19 protein-coding genes are annotated in these 25,025 nt (G+C 55.1%); 8 read left to right on the plus strand and 11 right to left on the minus strand.

The features are described 5' to 3' along the window. The first annotated feature begins 93 nt into the window (after nt 1-93). Together MKY12_RS25995 and MKY12_RS26000 are read left to right on the plus strand one after the other, a co-directional pair. Nucleotides 94-1,272, plus strand: coding sequence for a stalk domain-containing protein (locus MKY12_RS25995; protein ID WP_339311477.1), 1,179 nt, complete (start codon nt 94-96; stop codon nt 1,270-1,272). A 34-nt stretch (nt 1,273-1,306) separates the two neighbouring features. Continuing rightward, nucleotides 1,307-2,758 carry a S41 family peptidase gene (locus MKY12_RS26000; protein ID WP_036722086.1) on the plus strand — a complete coding sequence of 484 codons (1,452 nt, stop codon included), beginning with the start codon at nt 1,307-1,309 and terminating at the stop codon, nt 2,756-2,758. Between the two features lie 148 nt (nt 2,759-2,906). Here MKY12_RS26000 and MKY12_RS26005 read toward each other — a convergent pair whose 3' ends face one another. Both MKY12_RS26005 and lipA read right to left on the minus strand, forming a co-directional pair. Then, nucleotides 2,907-3,584, minus strand: coding sequence for a YutD family protein (locus MKY12_RS26005; protein ID WP_209875870.1), 678 nt, complete (start codon nt 3,582-3,584; stop codon nt 2,907-2,909). Nucleotides 3,585-4,044: 460 nt separating this feature from the next. Beyond that, complete coding sequence (gene lipA / locus MKY12_RS26010) at nt 4,045-4,950, minus strand: lipoyl synthase (protein ID WP_339311479.1); 906 nt, start codon at nt 4,948-4,950, stop codon at nt 4,045-4,047. Nucleotides 4,951-5,183: 233 nt separating this feature from the next. Here lipA and MKY12_RS26015 point away from each other — a divergent pair, with 233 nt between their 5' ends. Further along, nucleotides 5,184-6,293, plus strand: a complete 1,110-nt coding sequence (locus MKY12_RS26015; protein WP_036724874.1) for a M23 family metallopeptidase — start codon at nt 5,184-5,186, stop codon at nt 6,291-6,293. A 60-nt stretch (nt 6,294-6,353) separates the two neighbouring features. On the opposite strand, the gene MKY12_RS26020 is transcribed toward MKY12_RS26015, so the two are convergent. Then, the gene (locus MKY12_RS26020) at nt 6,354-8,054 is read right to left on the minus strand and encodes an alpha amylase N-terminal ig-like domain-containing protein (protein ID WP_339311482.1); all 1,701 of its coding nucleotides are present in this window, start codon (nt 8,052-8,054) and stop codon (nt 6,354-6,356) included. A gap of 116 nt (nt 8,055-8,170) precedes the next feature. Here MKY12_RS26020 and MKY12_RS26025 point away from each other — a divergent pair, with 116 nt between their 5' ends. Then, entirely contained in the window at nt 8,171-9,199 is a 1,029-nt protein-coding gene (locus MKY12_RS26025; RefSeq protein WP_339311484.1) for a LacI family DNA-binding transcriptional regulator, read from the plus strand. A gap of 170 nt (nt 9,200-9,369) precedes the next feature. Here the strand turns inward: MKY12_RS26025 and MKY12_RS26030 are convergent, their stop codons facing one another. The 4 genes from MKY12_RS26030 to MKY12_RS26045 all read right to left on the minus strand — a co-directional run bounded on the left by MKY12_RS26030 (nt 9,370) and on the right by MKY12_RS26045 (nt 11,834). Beyond that, entirely contained in the window at nt 9,370-10,041 is a 672-nt protein-coding gene (locus MKY12_RS26030) for an alpha/beta fold hydrolase (protein WP_339311486.1), read from the minus strand. Nucleotides 10,042-10,214: 173 nt separating this feature from the next. Next, on the minus strand, nt 10,215-10,793 hold the full coding sequence (locus MKY12_RS26035; RefSeq protein WP_339311488.1) for a hypothetical protein: 579 nt from the start codon (nt 10,791-10,793) through the stop codon (nt 10,215-10,217). Between the two features lie 23 nt (nt 10,794-10,816). Beyond that, nucleotides 10,817-11,353: a hypothetical protein gene (locus tag MKY12_RS26040; protein WP_339250980.1), complete on the minus strand. Its 537-nt coding sequence runs from the start codon at nt 11,351-11,353 to the stop codon at nt 10,817-10,819. 292 nt (nt 11,354-11,645) lie between these two features. After that, nucleotides 11,646-11,834, minus strand: coding sequence for a hypothetical protein (locus MKY12_RS26045; protein ID WP_339311490.1), 189 nt, complete (start codon nt 11,832-11,834; stop codon nt 11,646-11,648). A gap of 475 nt (nt 11,835-12,309) precedes the next feature. Between MKY12_RS26045 and MKY12_RS26050 the strand changes: the two genes are divergently transcribed. The 4 genes from MKY12_RS26050 to MKY12_RS26065 all read left to right on the plus strand — a co-directional run bounded on the left by MKY12_RS26050 (nt 12,310) and on the right by MKY12_RS26065 (nt 20,093). Further along, on the plus strand, nt 12,310-13,128 hold the full coding sequence (locus MKY12_RS26050) for a DUF6385 domain-containing protein (protein ID WP_339311491.1): 819 nt from the start codon (nt 12,310-12,312) through the stop codon (nt 13,126-13,128). A 162-nt stretch (nt 13,129-13,290) separates the two neighbouring features. Next, nucleotides 13,291-15,360 (plus strand): glycosyltransferase family 2 protein, encoded by a 2,070-nt coding sequence (locus tag MKY12_RS26055; RefSeq protein ID WP_339311492.1) that lies wholly within the window; start codon nt 13,291-13,293, stop codon nt 15,358-15,360. Beyond that, on the plus strand, nt 15,360-17,417 hold the full coding sequence (locus tag MKY12_RS26060; protein WP_339311494.1) for a glycosyltransferase: 2,058 nt from the start codon (nt 15,360-15,362) through the stop codon (nt 17,415-17,417). Before MKY12_RS26055 ends, MKY12_RS26060 begins: the two co-directional genes overlap by 1 nt. A 519-nt stretch (nt 17,418-17,936) precedes the next feature. Then, nucleotides 17,937-20,093: a glycosyltransferase gene (locus MKY12_RS26065; RefSeq protein WP_339311495.1), complete on the plus strand. Its 2,157-nt coding sequence runs from the start codon at nt 17,937-17,939 to the stop codon at nt 20,091-20,093. Between the two features lie 428 nt (nt 20,094-20,521). Here the strand turns inward: MKY12_RS26065 and MKY12_RS26070 are convergent, their stop codons facing one another. Genes MKY12_RS26070 through MKY12_RS26085 form a run of 4 tightly spaced genes read right to left on the minus strand, consistent with a single transcriptional unit; the run spans nt 20,522 to nt 25,020 of the window. Continuing rightward, nucleotides 20,522-21,412: a glycoside hydrolase family 43 protein gene (locus MKY12_RS26070; protein ID WP_235192081.1), complete on the minus strand. Its 891-nt coding sequence runs from the start codon at nt 21,410-21,412 to the stop codon at nt 20,522-20,524. A gap of 33 nt (nt 21,413-21,445) precedes the next feature. Continuing rightward, a complete protein-coding gene (locus MKY12_RS26075; protein ID WP_339311498.1) occupies nt 21,446-23,287 on the minus strand; it encodes a beta-L-arabinofuranosidase domain-containing protein in 1,842 nt (613 codons plus the stop codon). Nucleotides 23,288-23,305: 18 nt separating this feature from the next. After that, nucleotides 23,306-24,076: a carbohydrate ABC transporter permease gene (locus MKY12_RS26080; protein WP_209880110.1), complete on the minus strand. Its 771-nt coding sequence runs from the start codon at nt 24,074-24,076 to the stop codon at nt 23,306-23,308. A 56-nt stretch (nt 24,077-24,132) separates the two neighbouring features. Beyond that, entirely contained in the window at nt 24,133-25,020 is an 888-nt protein-coding gene (locus tag MKY12_RS26085) for a sugar ABC transporter permease (RefSeq protein ID WP_339311500.1), read from the minus strand. Between the last annotated feature and the right edge of the window lie 5 nt (nt 25,021-25,025).

Below are 25,025 nucleotides of genomic sequence, written 5' to 3' on the forward strand. Positions count from 1 at the left end.
AACAGTATCCCGTAGAATAAATAGACAGACGGAATTTCCAAATGGTATAATGGTTCTATTTTACAAAGTTTTCTATTTGAAGGAGCGAATCTATTGAAGAAATTAGTATCCCTGCTAGGCATCAGCCTGCTGGCCCTTGTGCTGGCGGTTCCCGCTTTTGCCGCAGACAAACCCATTAAGGTGTATATTAACGGCAGCAATCTTGCCTTCACAGCAGGGACTCCGTATCTGAAGAATAATACGGTGCTCGTGCCTTTCCGCGTTGTTTTTGAGAAGCTTGGCCTGCAGGTGCTGTGGGACTCCAAGACGGGTACGGTAACCGGCACCGGAACAGGGCTGGATATCAGCCTTAAGGTAGGCAGCAAGCGGGCCAGCGTCAATGGAACCGTCAAGCAGCTTACAGTCGCTCCTGTATCGAACGCCGGGACCACTTACATACCCTTACGCTTCATTGCCGAAGCCACCGGGGGCACAGCGGTCTGGGATGCAGCCAGCCGCAGCGTGAAGATCACCGTATCGCCGTCCTCCGCCTCCAGTGAGCAGGAGATCAAGGCTATCATTCAATTAGCTAACCAATATTATAATGAAGAGAAGGCCAGCAGCTTCTATTCGCTTGTCGATGCAGGGGCAGACAAACCAGAAGCTGTAAGCAATATGAATTCCCAGTTCGAGCTATATGACATCAAGAACACGATTGAGAGTCTTAAAGTCCTCAGTGTTACAGGTAATGAAGCTACAGTCTATACTGTCGAAAAAGCAGTACGAACCGGCGGTTATTATACTCCGGATGAGCAGTACGAATATTTATATACACTGATCCGTCAAGACGGCGCGTGGAAGATCTCCGAAATGGAGCTGCAGGAATCCTCTGTGCTGCTGACGCGCGAACAAGGCATGAAGCCCGCTGTGCTTCCACAGGGCGATCAGACCGGGATTAAGGATACGCTGAGCAAATACTACCAGGGTATGAATGCCCGCAATGCAGATGCAGTCCTTGCCGTGATGACCTCGTACGATAAGGAAGAGGATGACTCTTACAAAGAGGAGCTGCGTGATTATTTCAAAACCTACGATCTGAGCTATGCAGTGTCTTCCTCCAATGTCTTCTATTACACTGACTATGAAGCCGCAGTCTATACGGAAGTGGTGATTACGGACGGTGAATCGAAGGAGACCTATACCCAGTCTCTGATCCTCCTGCTCTCGAAGCCGGAGAGCGGTGCCTGGACGATCGACACTACTTATCATATCGGCTTCGACGCGCAGTCCTAAATTCAAAAATTCATCTAAAGGATGTAATGAACTCATGAAATCAGCCAAAATCGTTACCGCACTCTTAAGCGGCTGTCTGGCACTATCCATCGCCTGGGCCCCTGCTGCTTCAGCGGCAGATGCTGCTGCCTCTACAGAAGCTGCGCAAGCCTCGAAGACGGAGATCATCAATGAAATTATGCAATATCTGGAGTATTACAACGTTGAGGGTGTGGACCAGGATACACTTATCCGCGGTGCAATTGACGGTATGGTAGGCACATTGGAAGATCCTTATAGCCAATACTTCACGAAGGAGGAGGCTGCTGACTTCGGTCATCAGGTCGATCTGGAGTATGTCGGCATCGGTGTCCGGCTGATGTATACGGCCAAAGAGCTATATATTGAAGAGGTCATGAGCGGTTCACCGGCCGAGGCCGCGGGGCTAAAGCGCGGCGACTCCATTCTCAAGATCAACGGGGTGCGGGTGGCTGATACGAACGGCGATGAGCTGAGCGGCAAAGCGGGCACGAAGGTCTCTCTGCTGATTCAGAGAAACGGAGCTAACAAATCCTATACGGTAACCCGCAGTGAAATTGCTACAAGCTCCGTGACCAGCAAGATGCTTAACTCTAAAATTGCTTATATCTCCATCAACGGCTTCACCCAGACTGCCGATGAGGAATTCTCCGCAGCGCTGGACAAAATGCGTTCAGGCGGCATGAAATCGCTGGTTCTTGATCTGCGAGATAATACGGGCGGATATATGGACAGCGCCCAGAATATCGTCTCAAAGTTCATGGATTCCGGCATTATGATGTACACCTCCGATCAGACCGGTACACTGAAGCCGGTCGCAATTACGAACGGCAGCAAGATCGGCGTGCCTGTGGTCGTATTGACCAATGAATATACGGCCAGCGCCTCCGAAGCCTTAACCGGTGCACTTCGTGACAACAAGCTGGCTACAGTTGTAGGCACACGCTCATACGGGAAGGCCCGGATTCAGAGCCTGATTCCCATGTCCGGCGGCGGCGAGCTGAAGCTGACCACCATGAAGTATCTGACTCCGAACAAGGAGGACTTCAACCATATCGGGCTTGCGCCTGATATCGAGGTCAAGGGCAAAACTGCCCAGTTGATTACCGCTCTGCAAATTGCCGGCATGAAAGAGATTGTCGCGTCTGGTGACCATCATATCCTGGATATCAACGGCACTGCTTTTGCCGGAAATGTAGGTCTGATCAAGCAGGGCGATAAGGTGTATGCTGCCTCCCGTGTCCTCGCCGCACTAGTGGAGAATGAGGTCTCCTGGGATGCCAAGAATAAAAAGGTAATGCTGACCACCGGCGCCGGTAACGTATTCGGGTTCACCCTGGCCTCCAAGGAGGCGCTGTTCCAGGACGGAGAGTCCTTCATCGAGCTGAATGCCTTCAAGAAAAAGTTCCCTGCGCTCGTATGGAGCTACAATGCTTCACTGAAACAGCTGAAATTAGCTGTGAAATAGAATCGTCAGAGGTTTTTCGCATACCTTTGGCCCGTGCCCTCTCGCCCGCCCATAGAATTAGAAAAAGCCCCTTCAGCTAATGTGCTGAAGAGGCTTTTTGAGTTACATTGAGAAACCGGGGGGACATGCTGTCCCCTTGGCTATCGTTCTAGTTATCCTGCTTGTTCTGGTTACTATCCTGTCTGCTCTGGTTGTCCTGCTTCTCCGGTCTATCCTGCTTATTCTGATTCGCCTGCTTGTTAGACCGGTTGGAATGGTTGTCTTTGTGTTCTCTGTTCTGCCGGGCATTATTCGGTTGGCCTTGCTGGCCTCTGCCCTGGAACTCTTTATGGTTCTTCTTGCCCTGGCCTTCTTTGTTGCGGTGATTGCGGCTCTGGTGTTCACGCACCGGTCTGTCTTTGGTAACATGCTCCCGGACTGCACCCTTTGTCTGCGGCTCCCGGTGTTCTTTTACCGTTACCACCTGTTCAGCATCCTGCTCCAGATCCTCGTCTAGTTCCGGCTCCGGGATTTCCTTGATCAGAATATCCTTGAAGCTTCCCTCCTGCGGGGACTCCTTCAGCTTATGCAGCACAAAGTACGCACAACCAAAGTTACAGTATTCGTTAATATAATCCACCATACCTGAGATGGCCGTGTCCCGGTTCACTTTAGGGTGATTATCCCGGTAAAAGCCTTTGAGGCGCAATTGGCTGTAGCCCCAGTCACCGATGATATAATCGTACCGGTCCAGCACTTCGCTGTATCTTCCGCGAAAAGCCTCAGGGTTCCACCCATCCTTATGATCGAGCATCAGCTCGTAACCTTTTCCACCTATAACGATCAAGCGTGTGTCGCCTGCCTTTCAAATGAGAAATGGGGGGGCGTTGATAAGCCGTCATTCCGCGGGATTTTGAATTTCCGGCCGCTGTTGTGGTCTGATTTCTTCCATTTAACCGCTGGGCGGTGAAATCAGACCACAAAGGCGGACGCTGACGCTCCTACAATTTCAAAATCTCTCTCCATGACTCCATCAACGCGAAGGGGGTGCAACCGCCACCCAAGAACCTCGCCGCAATTGCGGCATTGGTTCTTTCAGCCTTTCAAACCCCTTTTAAAACCTAAGCCTTTAAACCTTAAAGCTTGAACCTTAAAGCTTAAAAGCAAAAACCTTCAAAAACAAAAACCTAAAACAAAAAACATTCTGTGACTTCGTCATGCGGGGGAATTTGCACAGCAAATTCTAACAAAAGATCAATTGCTCTACGAAATACAGTGTTACCGTATACAGCGTTGCCGCTAAATACCTATGCCTGTGAAACGGAACGCGCCTCACGGGCCACGGCAGCAGACTTTACCTGCTCATGGGCACGATAAGAGCTGCGCACCAGCGGGCCGGCCTCCACATGGCTGAAGCCGCGCTTCAGGCCCTCTTCCTTCAGCACCGCGAACTCCTCCGGCGGATAGTATTTCTCCACATTCAGATGCTTCGGCGAAGGCTGAAGATATTGTCCTAATGTCAATATATCACAATCTACGGCTCTAAGGTCATCCATCGCCTGCAGAATCTCATCCCACTCCTCACCGACGCCAAGCATAATGCTCGATTTGGTCGGAATCTCCGGCTTCATCTCCTTGGCCCGGCGCAGCAGCTCCAGGGAACGACGGTACTTGGCTCTGGCCCGGACACGGTCCGACATCCGCTCCACAGTCTCGATATTGTGATTCAGGATATCCGGATTGCTGTTCATCACGGTCTCCAGGCTCGCGCGGTCCCCCAGGAAATCAGGAATCAGCACTTCAATGCTGCATAGAGGAAGGCGCTTACGGATCGCAGACACGGTCTCGGCAAAAATCGCCGCACCCCCATCCTCCAGATCATCGCGGGCCACGCTCGTAACCACACAATGCTTAAGCTGCATGCCTTCGGCAGCCTCTGCCACTCGTTCCGGCTCCAGCAGGTCCAGCTCGGTCGGCAGGCCTGTATTCACCGCACAGAAGCGGCAAGCGCGCGTACAGATATCCCCCAGAATCATGAAGGTCGCCGTGCGGTTAGCCCAGCATTCATAAATATTCGGGCAGCGTGCTTCCTCGCATACGGTATGTAACGTCTTCGAGCGCATCATACCCTTGATTTCCTGATATTCCTCACCGGTGGTTAACTTGATTTTGATCCAGTCTGGCTTGGGCTGTTTGGCTGTTCGATTAGTCAAAGTGATGAGACCCCGCTTTCGATCTGAATGTCATGTCAATTTATTTCACAGTCAAAAGTTGCTGCCTCATATTATAGCATGTGAAGTAGTCCTTTGCCTGTTTTTGTGAACCTTGGAGCAGTCATGGATAAAAAAAGTCCTTTTGCTTCAATCTAAAGAAAAGCACCTGGCCCGAGTGCCGCTTCCGCAAACCTATATGCAATTCATGCGCCCAAACGCAGGAGGATGAGATCATGCTGGCCTTAATAAAGAGCCCCTACACCCGCAGAACCTTGATGTGTATGTCTGCCGCCGCCCTGCTCTGGAGCGGTAGTCCTGCCGAAAGTACCCAAGCTGCCCGTTATCATACAATTCCCGAACTGAGCTCGGGCAGTCCTGCTCCCGCAGACAGCAAAGAGACTGCCGCCGCTGACCGCAAGCAGCTCTTTGAGCAGATGGGCGCGGCAACGGGCATTCCCTGGTACCGCTTCGCTGCCATCGATCAGTATGAACGTTCCATCGCCAGGAAAAGCAAAAAAACAGCCGCCGCAGATAGCACTTCTGCAGCGGCCAAGCCAAGGCTTACCGGAATTATGATTCCGGCGCCTGTATGGTCCGGCCCGCTGAACCCGGATCAGGACGATAAGCAACCGGACTCCATCCGCTTCTTCGGCGGCTTCGGGGTGGACGGCTCAGGAGACGGCATCGCCGATCCCGAGAGCGATGCCGATGTGCTCTACAGCATGGCCCGCCACCTGCTCAAGTACGGGGATTCCGCTACGGACTTCAATATCGGAATCTGGGAGTACTATCATAACGGGCGGGCCGCCCAGCGCGTCTCCCAGTTCGCCAAGCTATATGAGCATTTCGGACGGCTGGACCTGTCCGGCAGTGCATTTCCGCTGCCGATCGGGACCAATTATGCCTACCGCAGCACCTGGGGCACCGGGCGGAGCTGGGGCGGCGCGCGCATTCACGAAGGCACGGATCTGTTCGCGCCGCATGGCTTGACGGTGCGCAGCACCTGCTTCGGCATTGTCGAGACCAAGGGCTGGAACCGCTACGGCGGATGGCGCATCGGTATCCGCGATATCGAGAACCGCTACCATTATTATGCCCACCTGATGGGGTATGAGAAGTCCCTGCTGCGAGGGGATATTGTCACTCCGGGACAGACCATCGGCTGGGTCGGCAGCTCCGGCTATGGCAGCCCGGGCACACAGGGCAAGTTCCCGCCCCACCTGCATTATGGCATCTACCGTGACCGCGGCATTACGGAGTGGGCCTTCGATCCTTATCCGCTGCTCAAGCAATGGGAGAACAAGGAATTCCGGCTGCTGAGACAAAACAAAAAGAAGAAATAACACCCGCTTGCTGCGCCCCTCAGAGTCCGTTACTCTTTTACCGTGGACAGAGGTTACAGGTTAGTGCAGCATCAGACAGCCAAATGGCTCGATCTCCACAAGAAGCTTGCTTGAGCTGCGGAGGGTGAGTCCGCTTAACAGATCAGTCAGCACTTTGGTGTCCGAACGGTAGGCGGGCAGCTCCAGATGGTAGCGGTTGGGGGAGTTATTGATAATTAGCCCCATCCGATCCTGCCCGCTGCGCCGGACATAGCCAAGGATCCCCCGCGTCTCATCTGTGAACCAGGGGCGGAAGGCCCCACGGCGCAGCACCTCATGCTCTGTTCTCAGCGAGATCAGCCGCTTGTACCAGTCCAGCAGTCCGGTATGCTGAGCCTGCTCCTCCCAGAGCATCGGCCGTCGGCAATGCGGGTCTGTAGCGCCTTCCATTCCAACCTCATCCCCGTAATAGATCATCGGCAGCCCAATATAAGTCATCTGGAAAAAGACAGCCAGCCGCATCCGGCTCATTGCCGTAGCTTCCCGGTCCCAGCCCCGGCCCCCCTCCTTGCAGGCGGTCAGGAAACGCAGCGTATCGTGGCTGCCCAGCAGCTGGAACATCGCCGAATTGGCCTGATCATTGTACAAGGCCTCCTGGTGCAGCAGCTGCTCCATGAACCGCGACGGCCCCGCAGACTGCGCTGCAAAAAACTCCAGCACCGCATCCCGCAGCAGGTAATTCATCCCGCCGTCGAACTGGTCTCCCCGCAGCCAGGGCCCGGAAGCATGCATAATCTCGCCGATCAGCAGAAGGTCCGGGAATTCCGCCTTCAGCTCCCGCCGCAGTCTTGTCCAGAAGGCCGGAGTCACCTCGTTGGCCACATCCAGCCTCCAGCCGTCGATCCCCGCTTCCCGCACCCAATACCTGGCTACGTCCATCATGTAATCCGCTACCTCGGGATGATCCATATTGAGCTTCGGCATACTCGCCTCCGCCTTGGCGAAGGTCTCATAGCCGGGAGCCGGCGCCCCGCTGACCGGGAAGGAATGGATATAGAACCAGTCCTTGTAGCGCGAAGCCTCCCCATGCTCCAGCACATCCCGGAAGGCAAAAAAGGTATCGCCGGAATGATTAAAGACCGCATCCAGCAGAACCTTCATTCCCAGCCGGTGGGCAGTCCCGACCAGCATCTTCAGATCCTCAAGCGTCCCGAATCCAGGGTCTACCTTATAGTAATCGGAAGTATTATACTTATGCCCGGAAGGCGATTCAAAGATTGGCGTCATATAAATAGCAGTCACGCCAAGCTCTTGCAAGTATGTAAGCTTGTCTGTAATGCCTTGAAGCGTCCCCTGATGGTAGCTCTCGGGGTAAATCTGATAGACCACCGTGTCTGAACTCCAGGCAGGCAGCGCAATAGCCTGCGGGCGGTGAATATAGGCATATTGAAAGGCACCCGCCTGGTCCCTGTTCTCCGAGCTTCCCCGCTCCCCATACCATAGGTATTCACCTGCGGGATTCCCGATGTGGAACAGATACCGGCATTTGCCAGTCTCGGCAGGAATAAGGGCTTCATGAATGTCATACGCTCCGGCACAGCCGATCCGCTCCATCTCTTGCGGAAGCTCATGGCCGGGTGAATCATAACGGTCAGCGTGGATAACCGTGCAGGACAAGGACTGTCCGCTCTGCACGAATAGTCTGAGTTTAAGCAGGCGGGGGCCTGCCGGGAAGGCAAAAGGGTCCTCCGCTGTGTGATATACGAATAACCGGGTAAGCATACTGTATAGTCTCCTTTTATGCCGCATAGAGCAGTCTCAGCAACTGTGTTATTATGACAGGTAGAACAAGGTTCGCCATTAGGGCGTACCATACCGTAAGGACGGGAGGGAAAGCTATGAAAGTTACTATTAAGGATATCGCCCAGGCAGCGGGTGTCGCCAAATCCACTGTATCCAAGGTCATGAACGACTCTCCCAAAATATCCGAGGAAACGAAGGCCCGGGTCCGGGACATCATCAAGCAGATGAACTATACCCCAAGCAGCATCGCCACCGGACTTGCCAGACAGAGCAGCAATACGATAGCTATCCTCATTGATATGTCCAAGGAAAGCGAGTTTCTCAATCAGTTCTTTTATAACATTATCGGCGGGGTGGAGAGCATCATTGGTCCTCTGAAATATGAGCTGACCATTGCCAATATTCAGCATGACCATGCGGAGGGGCATTTCCTGCAGAGGCTGGTGCTGAATAAGCGGGTGGACGGCATTATTGCCAACACCTCGGTGCTGACTCCTGAGCTGTGCGCGGAGCTGAACCGGCTTGAGTTCCCCTATATCTCCATCGGTGAGATCAACGCTCCGGGAATCTGGGTCGATTGCGACAATGAGCTGGGCGGATTCATGCTGACCCGGCATCTGCTGGACCAGGGCTACCGGTCTGTGGCCTTCATCGGCGGCGAGAAGGATGAGCCGCTCTTCCTGCGCCGTGCAGCCGGCTATCAGCGGGCACTCAGCGAGGCGGGAATGGCTGTGCAGAGCGGCTGGATCATCAATGGCCGGGCGGTGGAGGAGGATGGCTATCAGGCAGCCAAGCAGCTCCTGCAAAGTGCGAATCCCCCCGGCTCCATCGTCTGCATGAGTAACTTCTCTGCTTACGGCGTGCTGCAGGCGGCCCGGGAATTGAATATCTCCATTCCTTCACAGCTGGGCATTGCCACGTTCGATGAATATCCCTTGTCCCCCTACACCACTCCTCCGCTGACTTCACTCGATATGGATACCTTCCAGCTCGGCGCATCCGCAGGACGATTATTAATGGACAAGCTGGATAACAAAGAAGCTGCTGTGAGCGGACAACTGCTGGAGCCGGAGTTGATTCCCCGGTTATCTTCCAAGCGAAGCGGCGGGGCTGCTGCAGAATAACTAGCGAAATAACGGAATAGTAGAATAGCGGAGGACGGTAATCATCCTTTTCAATAGGAAACCGGTTTCCTTAAGCTGAAAATACCACGCCCCCTCCTCAATGTCAACGTATAATCATAGAAGCAGCGGCAGACCGAAGAACCCTTTCCAGCCCTGGAAGGGTTCTTCGTCTACCCGGAATCGCCGGCGCGGCGGATAAACCGGAGCACTTCATCCATCATGGCGGGACTCTCCGCGCTATGGCAGACCATATGTCCGCTTTGCTCCATAATCAGCACCTGTCTGCGTTCCGAGGGAATCGTCTGCCGGAGATAGTCCGCACTTTTGAATTTCACCAGATGATCCCGCCTGCCCTGTACAATCAAGGTCGGCACCTTCAGCTGCGGATAGACCTCGAAGCTCTCACGCACCAGCCGCTGGAACTCCCGCGTGGCTCTCATGGGTGTAGAACCCCATTTGCTGAGATAATTCCGGAGCATCTCCGGGCGGACCAGTGTGCGCAGAATCTCGGCCGGGTTGAGCGGATACACCGGGGTTGACAACAAGGTGAGCGACTGAATCCTGGAAGCATACTGAACGGATAGCCGCGATGCAATCAGCGCTCCGGTAGAGAAGCCGATCAGATGTACTTTGTCGGAGCTTGAGAATAGCTGCTTCAGCTCCTCCTCGGCGCTTAGCTGCCAGTCCCTCCGGCTTGAATCAAGCAGTTCCCTTCTGCCGCCTCCATGTCCATGCAGGGTAAACATTCTGGACACATAGCCACTGCGCTCCAGAAACTGTGCAAGCGGAGAAATCTCGTATTCACCTCCGGTGAAGCCGTGTATAAACAGACAAGTCTCCATGCTTCCTCCTCCCCAATCCTCTAATTCATCCATTTATAGAAAAATAAACCTTTGCCACCCTGAAGTCAAGTAGGCACGGTGTCGGCGTCCTTTTAGCGGCGGTAGTGTTTCAGTGAGATAGAAGGATAATGTCTAGCTTGAAACATCTATAGAGGCGCTTAAGCACCAGCCTGCTATCTCTCCCACCAGTTCAGACTTAATGCAGATATAATCGTCCCGACTGCCGCGCTTGAGGAGCTTACGCTGATGCTGATGACATTGTTCGGAGGGACGATAATGCTGCCGGTAAAAGCCGGGTTGAACACTCCCGGCGCAATCTGAACATTCGCCAGCACAGTACCCCCGGAAATAGCTGCGGTGGAGGACTGGACGCTCATGCTGCTTGCTGCCGCGCTGGCCAGATTATTATTTACCGGCGTCACCGTGGACGGCGAAGAAATTGTGCCTCCTTTGACAATGGTAAAGCTGCCAGAGATCGAGGTCAGCACCGAGGTGCCGCCGATACTGCCGCTGATCCGGGACAGATACAAGGTCCGGCCGCTGCCCGCAGGATTACTGATGCGGACTGAAATAACAGCCGAGAGAAGCGACAGCACGATCGTTGCTGAATTCGAGGCATTCGCCGAGAATAATACGGCGGCCTGCGAAGCGCTGATCTCTGGCGGGGCACTGATATCCGGGGCACGGAAGGTGTTCGTCATTTCCACATAGACCGGCTGGTCATTGTCATTGATTACATAGTTGTTGGGCATGGTTCTTCTCCTCCTCTTCCGTTCTAAAATTCCCACCAGCTGATGTTGCCTGTTGCCGCAGTACTCCCTGACGCAATGGTTACCGATATCGTAAGAGAGTTGCCGGGAGGCAGGATCATCCTGCCGTCCATATTAAGGATGACCGGACCTATGGCCAGCAGCATCGACATTAATGTTGCCGGAGAACCTGTAGGCGCAGCCGTTGCGGTCCGGGCAGTGCCGACGCTTGTGACCGAGCTCCCGAAATTATAGTTGACCGGAGTGACCGTTGATCCACTCACCGTTGCATTACGCAGCAAGGTTAAGGTGACCGACGCTGTTCCCGTGCTTGCGATGATGCGGGAGATATACAAGGTACGTCCGCTGCCGCCGGGATTAGCTATCTGCATGACAAGCGGGGTTGAAGTACCCACCGTGGAGGCAAAAGGAATCCCAAACAATAAACCTGACATCGCGGCTCCCGCTTCAGGCAGAGTATCGATCCCGGGTGCAATATAGGTGTTAACCTGCTCGGTATACAGCGGCTGGCTATTCTGATTAAATACAGTCTCATTCGGCATATTCTCACTCCTTCTGTCGGTCTAGCATATTTTCATAGTATGCGAAGCTGTCCGGCAGGTTGTTTGGCGGCTGCGTATTTTTGCAGGGCTAACCCAGTCACTCTCTTAAAAGCTCCATATCCTAATATCACACCATTCGAATGGTCCTGTCCAACTCATGCTTCTCTCTATTAACCCGGCAGCTTATACATGCTTATGGACCCAGACGACGGTTTGGGTCTTTTCATGAGCAGGCTGACGGCAGAAATCGCCCACAGAAAGGATGACTCCATTTGCCAAATTTCAGTTCATTTCAGGCCAATCCGGATAATTTGCGCACACTTATTTTTGGCCGGGACCCCTCGACCCTGATCGACCGGCCGCTAACTACGGATACCAGCGGGAACCTGACCACTGTCATTTTGAACGGCACCATCTCTAGTATACTTGGCGCAACGATCACTGCCGGTACATTAACATCGGCTGGTACAGTAACCAACATCCTCGGCGGTACGATTACTAGCGTGCTTGGTGCGACGATCACTGCTGGTACATTAACATCCGCTGGTACAGTAACCAACCTCTTAGACGGTACGATTACTAGCGTGCTTGGCGCGACTATCACTGCTGGTACATTAACATCCGCTGGTACGGTGACCAACCTCTTAGACGGTACGATTACTAGCGTGCTTGGCGCGACTATCACTGCTGGTACTTTAACATCTGCTGGTACAGTGACCAACCTCTTAGACGGTACGATTACTAGCGTGCTTGGCGCAACTATCACTGCTGGTACTCTATCATCTGCTGGTACAGTAACGAACATCCTCGCTGGTACGATTACTAGCGTGCTTGGTGCAACTATCACTGCTGGTACATTAACATCCGCTGGTACGGTGACCAACCTCTTAGACGGTACGATTACTAGCGTGCTTGGTGCGACTATCACTGCTGGTACATTAACATCCGCTGGTACGGTGACCAACCTCTTAGACGGTACGATTACTAGCGTGCTTGGTGCGACTATCACTGCTGGTACTTTAACATCCGCTGGTACGGTGACCAACCTCTTAGACGGTACGATTACTAGCGTGCTTGGCGCGACTATCACCGCCGGTACTCTATCATCTGCTGGTACGGTGACCAACCTCTTAGACGGTACGATTACTAGCGTGCTTGGTGCGACGATCACTGCTGGTACTCTATCATCTGCTGGTACAGTAACCAACATCCTCGCTGGTACGATTACTAGCGTGCTTGGTGCGACTATCACTGCTGGTACTTTAACATCTGCTGGTACAGTGACCAACCTCTTAGACGGTACGATTACTAGCGTGCTTGGTGCGACTATCACTGCCGGTACTCTATCATCTGCTGGTACAATAACGAACATCCTCGCTGGTACGATTACTAGCGTGCTTGGCGCAACTATCACTGCTGGTACGCTGAGCAGCGTAACGTCTATTTCCCAGCGCAGCTTCATTGAGCTGCCTACAACGGCAATTGCAACCTCGGATACCTATACACCGCTGCCGGCCAACAATACCAGTGTCCTTGGCACCTATTCCTACTTCATTGTGAATACCGGAGCCAATCCGGTGAATACACGGGTCGAGATCAGTGCAGACGGAACCAACTATTTCGTCGATACGACCGGAGACAATCCGCTGCCAGCAGGTTCTGTAGACGTTATTGTGCCTGCCCGGTTCCTGAAATACACCCGCCTCTCCTATCAATCCGCCACGCCGGGTGCGGCTTCTACGCTTAATGTTATTTTTGATGCACAAGGAACGTAAGCATAATTTCCGTCATACGATGCAGGAGCCAAGAGTGCATGGATACCCATGTACTCTTGGCTGTGCGTTATTCCGCATCTACATAAGACGGCAGCAACGCATATACATTCTTATTTTTGCAAAATACCCGGAGGAATTAAGGCCCGCGAAGGAGGAACGATCTTGAATCAATCTGCCAAACCTACACTAGGAGTACAGCTCATAGTCAACAATGAAGCCGAGCTGCTCCCACGTTGCCTAGCTAGTCTGCAGGGCGCCGATGAAATCATCGTGGTCGATACCGGCTCCACGGACCAGTCCGTGGAAATCGCCCGGAGATACGGGGCAACGGTCATTGAAGCCCAGTGGAACCACCATTTCTCAGACGCACGCAATACCGGTCTCTCCCATGCGGCCAGCAGTTGGATACTGGTCCTGGATGCAGATGAAATCCTTCAGACTTCCATAGATTCAATCAAGGAGATTCTCGGAGGCAGCACAGCCGAAGCGTACACGGTGCGCATAGAGAACCTGCTGGGAAGCAGGCCCGAGGATCGTCTGTATCACCATCCTGTGCGGCTGTTCCGGGGTGGGCAGGGCTATCTTTTCAGCGGGAGAATTCACGAAAGTGTAGAGTCCTCTATTCTCACAAAACATGGGTCCGCCTCCATCGAGGCCAGTCCAATAGAGATTCTTCACTTCGGCTACCTGCCCCCGGTCATGAGCGCCAAGCATAAAATCAGCCGCAACGAGCACCTGCTGCGGCTTGCGCTTGCGGAAGAGCCTGACGATGTGTTCAGCCGTTATAATCTGGCAGTCACCTGCTGTCAGGACGGACGGCTGGAGGAAGCCGGAGAACTGCTGCGCCAGAGTCTTACCCTCGCTCCGCTTCAGGCTTCTTACCGTCCCTCGATCATTCGCGATCTGTGCAAAATTGATCTGGCCGCCGGTAATGTGAAAGCGGTCGACAGCCTGCTGACCCGCGAGCTGACACGTTATGGAGATTATCCCGACCTGCATTACATGCAGGGCCAGTCGTGGGAGAACCAAGGATTCTATGAGCGCGCCGTCCAGTCTTACCAGCACGCCATAGATACCTCGTCTGCCCCGACTCCGCGCAGAGCATACGTCACTGAACAGGGCATGGACAGCTTCCGCCCGCTGCACCGGATGGGGGCCATTTTCCAGCAGCTCGGGAAGCAAAAGGAGGCCGCGCAGTTGTATCATCGTGCGCTTCAGCAGCACTCCCTGTATCTCCCCGCTTTGGAGGGGATCGCTGCTGCTTTTCAGGAGCTGGAGGTGCCGGAGGGAGAGATCGCCGCACTCTTGATACAGCTGACCGGCACAGCACAGCGTGCTGCCAGAACCGCAATTATCGGTACTTTATATCGGCTGGGCGCTTATAAGGCAATTGCAGAGCTGCCGCCTGCGGTCTGCCCGCTGGAGGAGGACACCTTGCTGTTCCTGCTGTCTTCCTGGATCATTACCGGAAAATATCATTCGTTCAGGAAGACAGCCGACAAGCTGCGGGCCGGCACTCTACAGCTCTCAGCCGGAGGATTGAACACAGAAACGGTGCGGCAGCTATGGCTCCTTGAAGCCATGGTGACATGGGAACTGGGCGAGAAGCTGCAAGAGGAGCTCTGGCTGCAATCACCTGCGGAAGTGCGTTCCGAATTGCTGGAGATCGATGCAAGGTTGTCGTCCGATGCTGCCGTGCAGCAAGCGGAGTTCGCCGCCTTCGGGGAATCCCCTCTGCTTGCCGAGGTCATCCGGCTTGCTGTGAAGCACCAGTTCATCGCCCTGGGCAAGCGGCTCGTTGAACGCTTCCCAGCGCATACAAGCACTCTGGCAGAGGCGCTCTATGAGGAAGGCTGGCGTGCAGAAGCGGGGGAACTGTTCATTGGCCTTGCAGGCAGCAAGGAAGCTTCAGGGGCAACCCTACGGTATCTCGGAGAACTGCTCATCGATAAAGGACATTATGCGGAAGCTGCCAGCTGGTACCGGCTTGCCTTGGGGGAATCCCCTGCAGACGATGCAGTTAGCACCGGACTAGCGCTCTGTTATCTTCATCTGGCGGAGCAGCGTCTCGCAGAAGCTGTAGAACGACTACAGGGGAAGGGGCAACCGCCTCATGGTCCGCTTCAGGAGGACAGTGCAGCGGTGGCTCAATCCATCGCGGTGCTGCGCCGCACCCCTTGGCATACGAAGTGGAATTACACCCAACGGCAGAGAGGAGCAGGTCTGAGCTAATGACCACGAAACCACACCAACCGCTGATTTCCTTATGCATGATTGTCAAAAATGAAGCCGACAACCTGGCCCGCTGTCTGCGGAGTGCGCGCGGGGCTGCGGATGAAATCATCATTGTGGACACCGGCTCCACCGACGCCACCCGATCCATTGCCCGCAGCTTCGGTGCCCGGATCATCGATTACCCGTGGAACGGGGATTTTGCCGCCGCACGCAATGCCGGGCTGGCCCTGGCACAGGGTACCTGGATTCTGGTGCTGGATGCAGACGAGGAACTGGAGCCTGGGAGCCGGGATGAGCTGCTGGTGTGCGCGAAGCATACGGAGTATGAGGCTTTTTTTGTGCGGATTCATAATCATCAGGGGATGGAGCGCGCTTCGCAGACCCTTACGGTTAACCCGATCCTCCGTATGTTCAAGAACCGCCCGAAGTATCGCTTCAGCGGCATTATTCATGAGCAGATTGCGGCTTCCATTGTGCAGGAGACCCCGGCGGCCGCGATGCATATGAGCACCGTGATTGTTCATCACTACGGCTATGCCGACGGAGTTGTGGAGCGAAAAGACAAAATCAGCCGTAATCTCGGATTGCTGAAGCAGCAGCTGGAGGAGAGTCCCGGAGATGCTTTTCAGCATTTCAATCTGGCGGTTGAATATATGCGGCTTGGCGATTACGGGCAGGCGCTGGAGCATATCGGCACCTCGCTGAACCTGGCCGAGCCGGGCACTAGCTATATTCATCTGCTCTATAAATACAAAGTCCGCTGCCTGGCGGTAACCGGTGATTACCCGGCTGCGCTGGAAGCCTGCGGGCAGGGAAGCTCGCTCTTCCCGGACTATCCCGATCTTCACCATCTCAAAGGTGCGCTGCTGCTGCAGGTCGCAGCCTTAGCCGAAGCCAAGGCTGCGCTATGCCGGGCACTGGAGATCGGAGCCTCCCCTCCCCTCTATCATACAGAATCCGGGTTAGGCACATATCTCACCCACACGCTACTGGGGCAGCTCTGCCAGCAGATCGGCGAAGACCATGAAGCGGCAGCCTGCTTCACCAGGGCAGCCCAGCTCCAGCCGGAGCCCTGGCTGCTGATTCCCCGGCTCACGCGCCTGTTCAAATGCACGGGCCGCGAGCCCGAGCTTCACGGCTGGCTGGCCGGGCAGCTGCCCGGCATCCTGACGGAGCAGCGCCAGGAGCTACTGCGCCTGCTGGTAAGGGATGGCTGTTACACAGCGGCGGCTGATATGCTTGAGGGCGGTGTGGGGTCTGGTGTGGCGGCGGGAGAGATGGATGCGGCGATACAGAGTGCGGATGAGATCGATGGCGTGATGCAAGATGCGGGAGCGGTGGATGCGGCGGCGCAGAGTGCGGGTGAGATCGATAGCGTGTTGCAAGATGCGGGAGCGGTGAATGCTACGGCGCAGAGTGCGGGTGAGATCGATAGCGTGATGCAAGATGCGGGAGTGGTGGATGCTACGGCGCAGAGTGCGGGTGAGATCGATGGCGTGATGCAAGATGCGAGAGCGGTGGATGCTACGGCGCAGAGTGCGGGTGAGATCGATGGCGTGATGCAAGATGCGGGAGCGGTGGATGCTACGGCGCAGAGTGCGGGTGAGATCGATGGCGTGATGCAAGATTCGGGAGTGGTGGATGCTACGGCGCAGAGTGCGGGTGAGATCGATGGCGTGATGCAAGATGCGGGAGAGATGGATGCGGCGGCGCAGAGTGCGGGTGAGATCGATGCTGGGGTAGGTGCTGGAGCGGTAGATGATGCAGCGCTTGAGGTGCCGCCTAGCGCTGATTTGTTGAAGCTGTTGCAGCGGGCGGAAGCAGCTTCCGCAGCTGAGCTGAGCTACGATGATATCACCGGGCTGCTAAATCATCCTGCAGTTAACCCGGCGGACGGGAACACCTCACTCCCCTTATCTGCTATTGCTGCGGCTGTGCAGCCCTTGATTCTTTTGGCTGACAAGGTTCTGGCTGCGCTCGCAACCTCGGCAATCTATTCACCAGCGGCTGCGGCAGTCCGTCTTACACTTCCGCTTCCCAGATCAACCGATTAGTATGTCATCAGATGATCGGAGTTGCGATAAGCCTTAATTGTATTTGGTACAACTAAAACGCCTGATTGCTCGCCAATTTCCGGTTTAGTTGTACTTCGTACATTTAAACATCCGTTGATTCTTCCCTCTCCCCTTTTTGGGCAGATTTAGTTGTACAGACTACAGTTATACAATGAAAGTGTGCCTTTTCGCTCGTTTTAGGTGTACGTTCTGCAACTATCCCTGCATAGTCCGTTTTTATTCAGCAGAGTGTCAGTTGCCTGGGCGTTGCGGACTGAGGGGCGTTTATTTTGCAGAAACTGCATGACTGGGAAGAGTTACGGACTCCACGGCGCTTAAAGGCGGATATGCTGCCTTAAATCATCGGTTAGAGTGATAATAGGTTCCTCTGAGTCCGCAACTCCGTAAAAAGTGCTGTTTTTTTGAAAATAACGGCTTTCCAGTCCATAAGGGGTATACCCGCTTGCTTTGCACCCCTACTTTTTCAATCAGATGCTGTTAGGAAGGAGCTTACAGACCATGGATACTCCCGGGATCTCGCTCTGCATGATCGTAAGGAATGAGGCGCAGCATCTGGAGCAATGCCTGATGTCTGTTCAGGGTATGGTCTCGGAGATTATTATCGCGGATACCGGATCAGAGGATAACAGTATGGCTATCGCCGGCAGGTTCGGTGCCCGGGTAATCAGGCTGCCCTGGGAACACGATTTCTCCAAAGCCCGTAATCATACCCTACAGCTGGCCTCCTATGGGTGGATTCTGGTGCTGGATGCAGATGAAGCCCTTGCTGACTGGAAGCCAGAGGAGTTAAAGCTTCTGCTGGAATCGGAGCATGCGGACGGGTATTTCCTGCCTTTTATTCATTATGTAGGTGATGCCTCCGGGCGCGAATACGTGACAGACAATGTGTGCAGACTCTTCCGAAACGATGTACGTATCTGTTTTCGCGGCAGCATTCATGAAGAGGTAGCCTCCAGCATCTGGAGCCTCCCCGGAGGACATATTGCTTATGCCCGTCTGCCTGTCCACCATTACGGCTATCTGGATGATGAGCTTCAGCGCAAAAATAAAGCCAGCCGCAATCTGCAGCTGATCCACGCTGCTCTGCGGCTTGAACCGGATAGCGTTCCTCTGCGGTACGCACTGGGCACGGAATATTACCAGCAGGGGCAATATCAGGCTGCGGCGGGCCTGCTGCTGCCGCTGCTTGAAGAAGCTCAGCCCGACTCCGGCTATACCGCCGACCTGTATCTCAAAACAGCCTTTGCCCTCCAAGCGGGCGGGCGGCCTGCGGACGCGGAGTCTGTCTATCAGGCCGGGATTGGGCTGTACGCAGATTTCACTGATCTGCTGGAGAGCTATGCGGGTCTGCTGCTGGAGCAAGGGCAGGTATGGCGGGCATACCCTCTGCTCCAGCAGGCGCTGGACAGCGGGGATACCGCACATAAATACCCTTCCTCCTCCGGCAGCGGAACCTACCGCACCCGCCTTTCCGCCGGGCGGGTCTGCGAGCAGCTGTTCCTCTACGAGGAAGCAATGGAGCATTACAGACAGGCGATCGGCTACGCGCCTGATGACGTAACCGCCTGGGAGCAGCTGGCCACGTTGTGCCTGCTGTCCGGGCAAGCGGAGCAGCTGACGGTGTTCACGCGTCAGCTGCTCCCTGCCCTGCCCCGGCGAGTGCTGATCCGGCTGGTGCCGGCCGCACTCAATGCCCGCGCCGCCCCGTGGCTGGCGGCGCTTCTCGCAGCACCGCATCTGCCGGAGGATATCCGGCAGGTGCTTCAGGTGCTGCTGGGGACGCTGTTCCGCGACCCGGAACAGCCCGGAGCCGCATCCGCTGAGCTTGCGCGGATGCAGAGAGGTGCGCCGGATAACCCTTGGGTATCCGGCTATCTGTGGGCCTTGTCCTGCCGCAGCGGCGGGATCGCCGCGGCAGGACAAGGCCTGGGGCGGCTGGCGGAGCTGCCGCCCGGACTTGCAGCCATGCACCGCCGGCTGGCGGGGCAGCAGCCCGGCCCGGCGGAGCATCGGGCAGGCTCTAACAGCATGCAGGAGCGCCAAGTCGCCTCCCCCCATGCTGAAACCAGCCATTCCAGGCTGCCACAATGCCAAGCCGAAGAACAAGAAGACCCTTCTGTTCCGGCAGAATGTTCCTTCCCGGCCCCCGATATCGGCAGCTTAGCCGATTCGGAATACCGCGCAGACACACCGCTTAGCTCTACAGATTTTTCTTACACAGCACAACTGCTGCTTCAAGCAGGCGCTTGGGACACACTGCTCCTGCTTCTGCTTGACAGGCCGCTTGGCGCTGCACACTTTCTCTGGAGCAGACTTCCCCTGCCACTGCTGCAAGGAATGCTGCATGCACCTGCTTCATTTAGATTACAGTGGTGTGCGGAATATACCGGGCAATCTCAGCACCATAGATTGCCCGGGGATGCTGCCGAATGGCTGCTCTATGCAGCCATAGCTCAATCCTGCGGGCAAGCTCCACAGCTTACGTCAGACGATGAACAGACGCTACTGCAATCCGGCAGCGCTGCCGCAATCACTGGCCTCAGTTATTACATGCTGCTGCTTGCAGCGGAGGTTCACCCGGAGGGGAGCATCGCCGCTACTGGCAGCATTCCGTGGCTGCTGCTTGTGAAGTCGGTGCTTCAGGGTGGGGGATGACGGGAACTGAATTGTCTTTGCCGCCCAATGTTTGGAATGTAATTTTTGACTTTTGCAAATCAACCTTATAAGAAATAATTTCATTATCATGAATATTTTGCATTCGCCCCCAACCTCCCAGTGAAAATCCTGCTCAAAATACAACATTACCCTGCTCATCCCGGCTACATTTCAAAGTTACTGCATACAAAGCAGGATTTTTCATCCTCCAAACGCTTAGCGGGGGCAATTCTTGCATTTTATACAACAACTCTATCATATCCCCGGATATCCCGGTTTCCGAGTTGCAATTTGTACAACATTATGGGAATACAGGGGTAATAACATTAATTGAATGACGCATTCCTCTGCGGCACCAAGACAAAAAAGGCCCCGTCATAAGCCAAGGCCTCATTCCTCCTGTATTCACCTACGATAAGCCGACAAGCTTACCACCGGTCGGTCATCCTTACCGGCTTGATAACGCCTGCACCGAGTTCCAGTCTGTCGATGCATAACATGCGGTTGCCCGGCTCCCGGTCTCCGATGAGTCTGCGGTGATAGACGATCAGCCATTCATCACGGTCCGGCAGATGCAAATATCCATGATGGCCGGGGCCTTCCGCCACCGGCTCCTGCCTCTCCAGTATGGTCCCCAGGTTCGGGAATGGACCAAGCGGGTTGTCGCTTACGCCATAAGCGACCCGGTAGGTCCCATTGGTCCATCCGCCCATTGACCACATCAGATAATACAGGCCGTCCTTCTTGATCATACACGGCCCCTCCACATAACCCGGCGGGGTGACGGAAAGGATGACCTCTCCGTCCGGGAACGGAACAAACCCCGTCATCTCCTCATTCATCCGGGCCACGTTGCAATGCCCCCAGCCCCCGTAATACAGATAGATTGCACCGTCATCATCCTTGAACAGATGAGCGTCGATCGGCTGCGCGCCGTGAACGAACCCGCCGATCAGCGGCCGGTGGAGATACCCTCTGTAGGGGCCTTCGGGAGCATCCGCAACAGCAATCTCCAGCCCGCCGGCTTCGCCGTCCTTCTGGATATCGTTCGAGGCAAAGACCAGATAATGCCGGCCGTGATGCTCAATCTGGGTCGGAGCCCATACCGCTCTCCAGATCCAGGGGAAATCATCCATTTCGATGATCCCCTCGTGGGTCGTCCAATGAACCAGATCCCCGGAACTGAAGGCATCCAGATTCATCTGCCGGGTATATTCCGTAAAAGATCTGGTGGCATACACATAATGCCTGCCCCCATATGTTCTGGCCTCCGGGTCAGCATACCAGCCCGGGATAACCGGGTTCGTAATTCCGCGCAAGCGAATCTCCTCCTTTGCTCTGCACTAGCGAATTCAATAGCCGTACAGGCCACTTCCTTCCCGTTCCAGGACCCAGACCTGCATGTACCCAGGCTCCCTGTTGTCCCAGGCATAGTAAGGAATGAACCGGAGCGGCCTGCCGTCTTCCTCCCGGCTCCGCAGCACCGTCACCCCGCCCAGCAGCCCCGGCAGATGCTCTACCCGGAATTTCGCCCCGGCCGGAATGGAGAAGCCATCATAAGGCAGGCCGGGATGGTCCGTCTGCTCCAGACAATATACAACGGGTCCCCGCTGCACGGCAACCCGCCCTCTGTCCGCCTCCACCTCCGGTCTGGCCCGCACCTTATTCACGGGCAGCTCCAGCTCAAGCACCACCGTATCCCCCGGCGACCAGTTCCGCTCCAGCACCATATACCCCTGATGCGTCAAGGCTTCCGCCTCCCCGATGCTGATGCCTCCTGCCTCCACCCGGTACCCGCTGCACCACTCCGGCACCCGCAGCCGGATACTGAATTCGGCGCTTACAGCAGGGTTCACCTCAAGCTCTATCCGGCCATCCCAGGGATACCGGGTGCTTACCTTCAGCCTGACACCCAGCCCGCTGCCGAGCACCAGTTCCGCTTCGCTGTTCATATATTGATTCACCGCCAGGCCATCCTCTGTAACAGCATAGGCGTACTGGCCCAGGGATGGCAGAAAGCGGGCCAGATTGGTCGGACAGCAAGAGGTTTCAAACCATGGGACACGATGATGCCCGCCCTGGGAAGCCAGCGGATTCTCGTAGAAATACTGATCCCCGGACAGGGAGATTCCCGACAAGGCGCCATTATACATCTCACGTTCTATGACATCGGCATATTTGCCGTCCCCGAACGTCAGATTCATCCGGTGATTCCAGAATACCATGGCAATGGCGGCGCAGGTCTCGCAATAGGCTGTCTCATTAGGCAGGTCATAATCGGAGGTAAAGCCTTCATTGTGCCTGGACGGCCCGATGCCGCCCGTTACATACATGTTGCGCTCAACCGTATGTGTCCAGACCCTGTGTAGAGCCTCCGTATAAGCGGAATCTCCTGAAGCATGGACAATATCCGCCATGGCCGTATACAGATACATGGCACGGACGGCATGGCCGGTGACCTGCTTAATCTCGCGGACGGGGACATCGTCCTGGCAATAGGCCGGTCCCCACTCCGGATTATCCCAGATCGCGCCAACACCATAGCCATGGCCTCGCTCCTCCAGCAGCCAGAGTGCCAGCTTCCAGTAGCGCTCAGTCTGCGTGGCGCGGTACAGCTTCACCAGTGCCAGCTCGATCTCCTCATGCCCCTCGACCCAGTGCCGCTTGCCGGGGCCGAAGACTTCGTCAACATGATCGGCCAGACGGCAGGCCACCTCCAGCAGCTCGCGCTTGCCGGTGGCTTCATAATAGGCAACCGCCGCTTCGATCAGATGGCCGCCGTTATACATCTCGTGCTTCTCCATGTCCGTCCACTTGCCCTGGGGATTCTCCAGGGTAAAGTACGCACACAGATACCCGTCTTCTTCCTGCGCAGCCGAGATCAGCCCGATGATCCGGTCAGCCTCAGCCTCCAGCGCCGCATCCCGCTCTGACATCAGCGCATAGGCAATGCCTTCAAGCACCTTGTAGACATCTGAGTCGTTATAATATTTGCCTTCGTAATGCCCTTCCAGCAGTCCTGCTGCCTTGGCGAAGTTATTGATGCGGCCGGTCTCCTCACATTTGGACAGGCAATCCGGCAGCGTGGTCTGCCGGAGCACCTTCAGACGCGGCTTCCAGAACTCGTCATTGATAGTTACACAGGTGAAGGACACATCTTGCCAGGTATGAATCTTCGATTGTTGCTCTGCCATTTCTGTTCCCCGCCTCCTTTATCCTTTTAATCCCGTTAAGGTTATGCCCTCCAGGAAGTACCGCTGTCCGGCCAGAAACACAATGACGCAGGGCAGAACGACGGTCGCCGAGGCCGCCATCAGCAGATCCCACTGCGCGGTATAGGTGCCCTGGAACATTTGCAGGCCCAGCGCGAGGGTGAACCATTTGTCGCTTTTCAGATAGATCAACGGTCCCATGAAGTCATTCCAGGAGGCCAGGAAGCTGAACAAGGCCACTACGATAATCGCGGAACGGCTTAGGGGAAAGATGATCCGGGTATAGATCTGCCAGTAATTCGCCCCGTCCACATAGGCAGCTTCATCGAAATCGCGCGGAATGGTCAGATAGAATTGCCGGAGCAGGAAAATATTGAAGATCCCCCCGCCGAAATAAGCGGGCACAATCAGCGGATACAGCGTATCGTAGAACCCCATCATCTGCCAGCCCAGAAAGCTTGGGATCATCGTCACCGCCGCCGGCAGCATCATGCTGGTCATCAGGACCGCGAACACCGCATCCCTGCCCTTCCAAGGAATCCGTGAGAATCCGAAGGCTCCGATGCTGCTCGTAATTACGGTTCCCACCAGCACGGTGACCACGATGATGAGCGTATTCTTGAAGAAAACATCGAACGGCAGCACCGTAAGCGCCTTATGGAAATTGCCCCATTGAAACGGCTTCGGTATCCATTCGGGGGGCATGGTGAATATTTGCGATAAATTCATCAGCGAGCTGCGGATCAGCCAGACAAACGGAATGATGAACATACAGGAGATTAGGATCAGCGCCCCGTAACCTGCGGTAAGTGAAAGCTTCGATGGCCTCAAGCCCGGTCCCCCCCTTCGTAATACACCCATGACTTCGAGGTTCTGAAGACGATGAAGGTGAAGAACAGAATAATGACGAACAAGATCCAGGCCAGCGCGGACGCATACCCCATCTCGGCATCCCGGAAGCCTGTTCTCCACAAATAAAATACATAGAACAAACTCCGGTTATTCGGTCCGCCCTGCGTCAGAATGTAGGCTTCGTTGAAGACCTGGAAGGAACCGATAATCGTCATGATTGTATTGAAAAAGATTGTCGGGGTGACCATCGGAACCGTCACATGGCTCAGCTTACGGAACCAGCCCCCTCCATCCACCTCAATGGCCTCATAATACTGCCGGGGGATGCCGGATAGTCCGGCGAGGAAAATAATCACCGTGCTGCCGATCCCCCAGAGCGTGGTAAGTACGACTGAGGGGATCACGCTGCCTTCGCCGTACAGCCAGTTGCTGGTCGGCAGATGCAAGCGGCTCAGCAGTGAATTGATGAGGCCCAGGTCAGGGTTAAGCAGCCACATCCAGATCATGGCCGAGGCCACCGCCGGAACAATGCTCGGCAGGTAGATGATCGTACGGAAGATAGCCCTTCCCTTTACATTGAGATTCAGCAACAGCGCAATCCCGAAGGAGATGAGAATCACCGCAGGCACACGCAACACGACGAAATAGAAGGTGATCCCCAGCGATTTATAGAACAGCTCATCCTCTCCTGAGAACAGCCGTATATAATTATCCACACCGACAAAAGCAGTCTGCTCCTTGAATACATTATAATCGGTCAGGCTGAGCACCAGGCTGGCGATCATGGGACCCAGCGTAAAAATGGCAAACCCAAGGATGGCGGGGGCGGTGAACAGCAGCCCGTAGAACATTCCTTTTCGCATACCGG

It is taken from the genome of Paenibacillus sp. FSL M7-0896, from assembly GCF_037975415.1.
Taxonomy (GTDB): Bacteria; Bacillota; Bacilli; order Paenibacillales; family Paenibacillaceae; genus Paenibacillus_AQ; species Paenibacillus_AQ silagei.

Bases quoted from the DNA above. Each gene is read 5' to 3' on its own strand.
- MKY12_RS26000 (WP_036722086.1), top strand. From the start codon at position 1,307: ATGAAATCAGCCAAAATCGTTACCGCACTCTTAAGCGGCTGTCTGGCA.
- MKY12_RS26015 (WP_036724874.1), top strand. From the start codon at position 5,184: ATGCTGGCCTTAATAAAGAGCCCCTACACCCGCAGAACCTTGATGTGT.
- MKY12_RS26085 (WP_339311500.1), bottom strand. From the start codon at position 25,020: ATGCGAAAAGGAATGTTCTACGGGCTGCTGTTCACCGCCCCCGCCATC.
- MKY12_RS26040 (WP_339250980.1), bottom strand. From the start codon at position 11,353: ATGCCGAATGAGACTGTATTTAATCAGAATAGCCAGCCGCTGTATACC.
- MKY12_RS26045 (WP_339311490.1), bottom strand. From the start codon at position 11,834: ATGTTGGTTACTGTACCAGCCGATGTTAATGTACCGGCAGTGATCGTT.
- MKY12_RS26020 (WP_339311482.1), bottom strand. From the start codon at position 8,054: ATGCTTACCCGGTTATTCGTATATCACACAGCGGAGGACCCTTTTGCC.
- MKY12_RS26060 (WP_339311494.1), top strand. From the start codon at position 15,360: ATGACCACGAAACCACACCAACCGCTGATTTCCTTATGCATGATTGTC.
- MKY12_RS26080 (WP_209880110.1), bottom strand. From the start codon at position 24,076: ATGTTCATCATTCCGTTTGTCTGGCTGATCCGCAGCTCGCTGATGAAT.
- MKY12_RS26075 (WP_339311498.1), bottom strand. From the start codon at position 23,287: ATGGCAGAGCAACAATCGAAGATTCATACCTGGCAAGATGTGTCCTTC.
- MKY12_RS26030 (WP_339311486.1), bottom strand. From the start codon at position 10,041: ATGGAGACTTGTCTGTTTATACACGGCTTCACCGGAGGTGAATACGAG.
- MKY12_RS26025 (WP_339311484.1), top strand. From the start codon at position 8,171: ATGAAAGTTACTATTAAGGATATCGCCCAGGCAGCGGGTGTCGCCAAA.
- MKY12_RS26035 (WP_339311488.1), bottom strand. From the start codon at position 10,793: ATGCCCAACAACTATGTAATCAATGACAATGACCAGCCGGTCTATGTG.
- MKY12_RS26065 (WP_339311495.1), top strand. From the start codon at position 17,937: ATGGATACTCCCGGGATCTCGCTCTGCATGATCGTAAGGAATGAGGCG.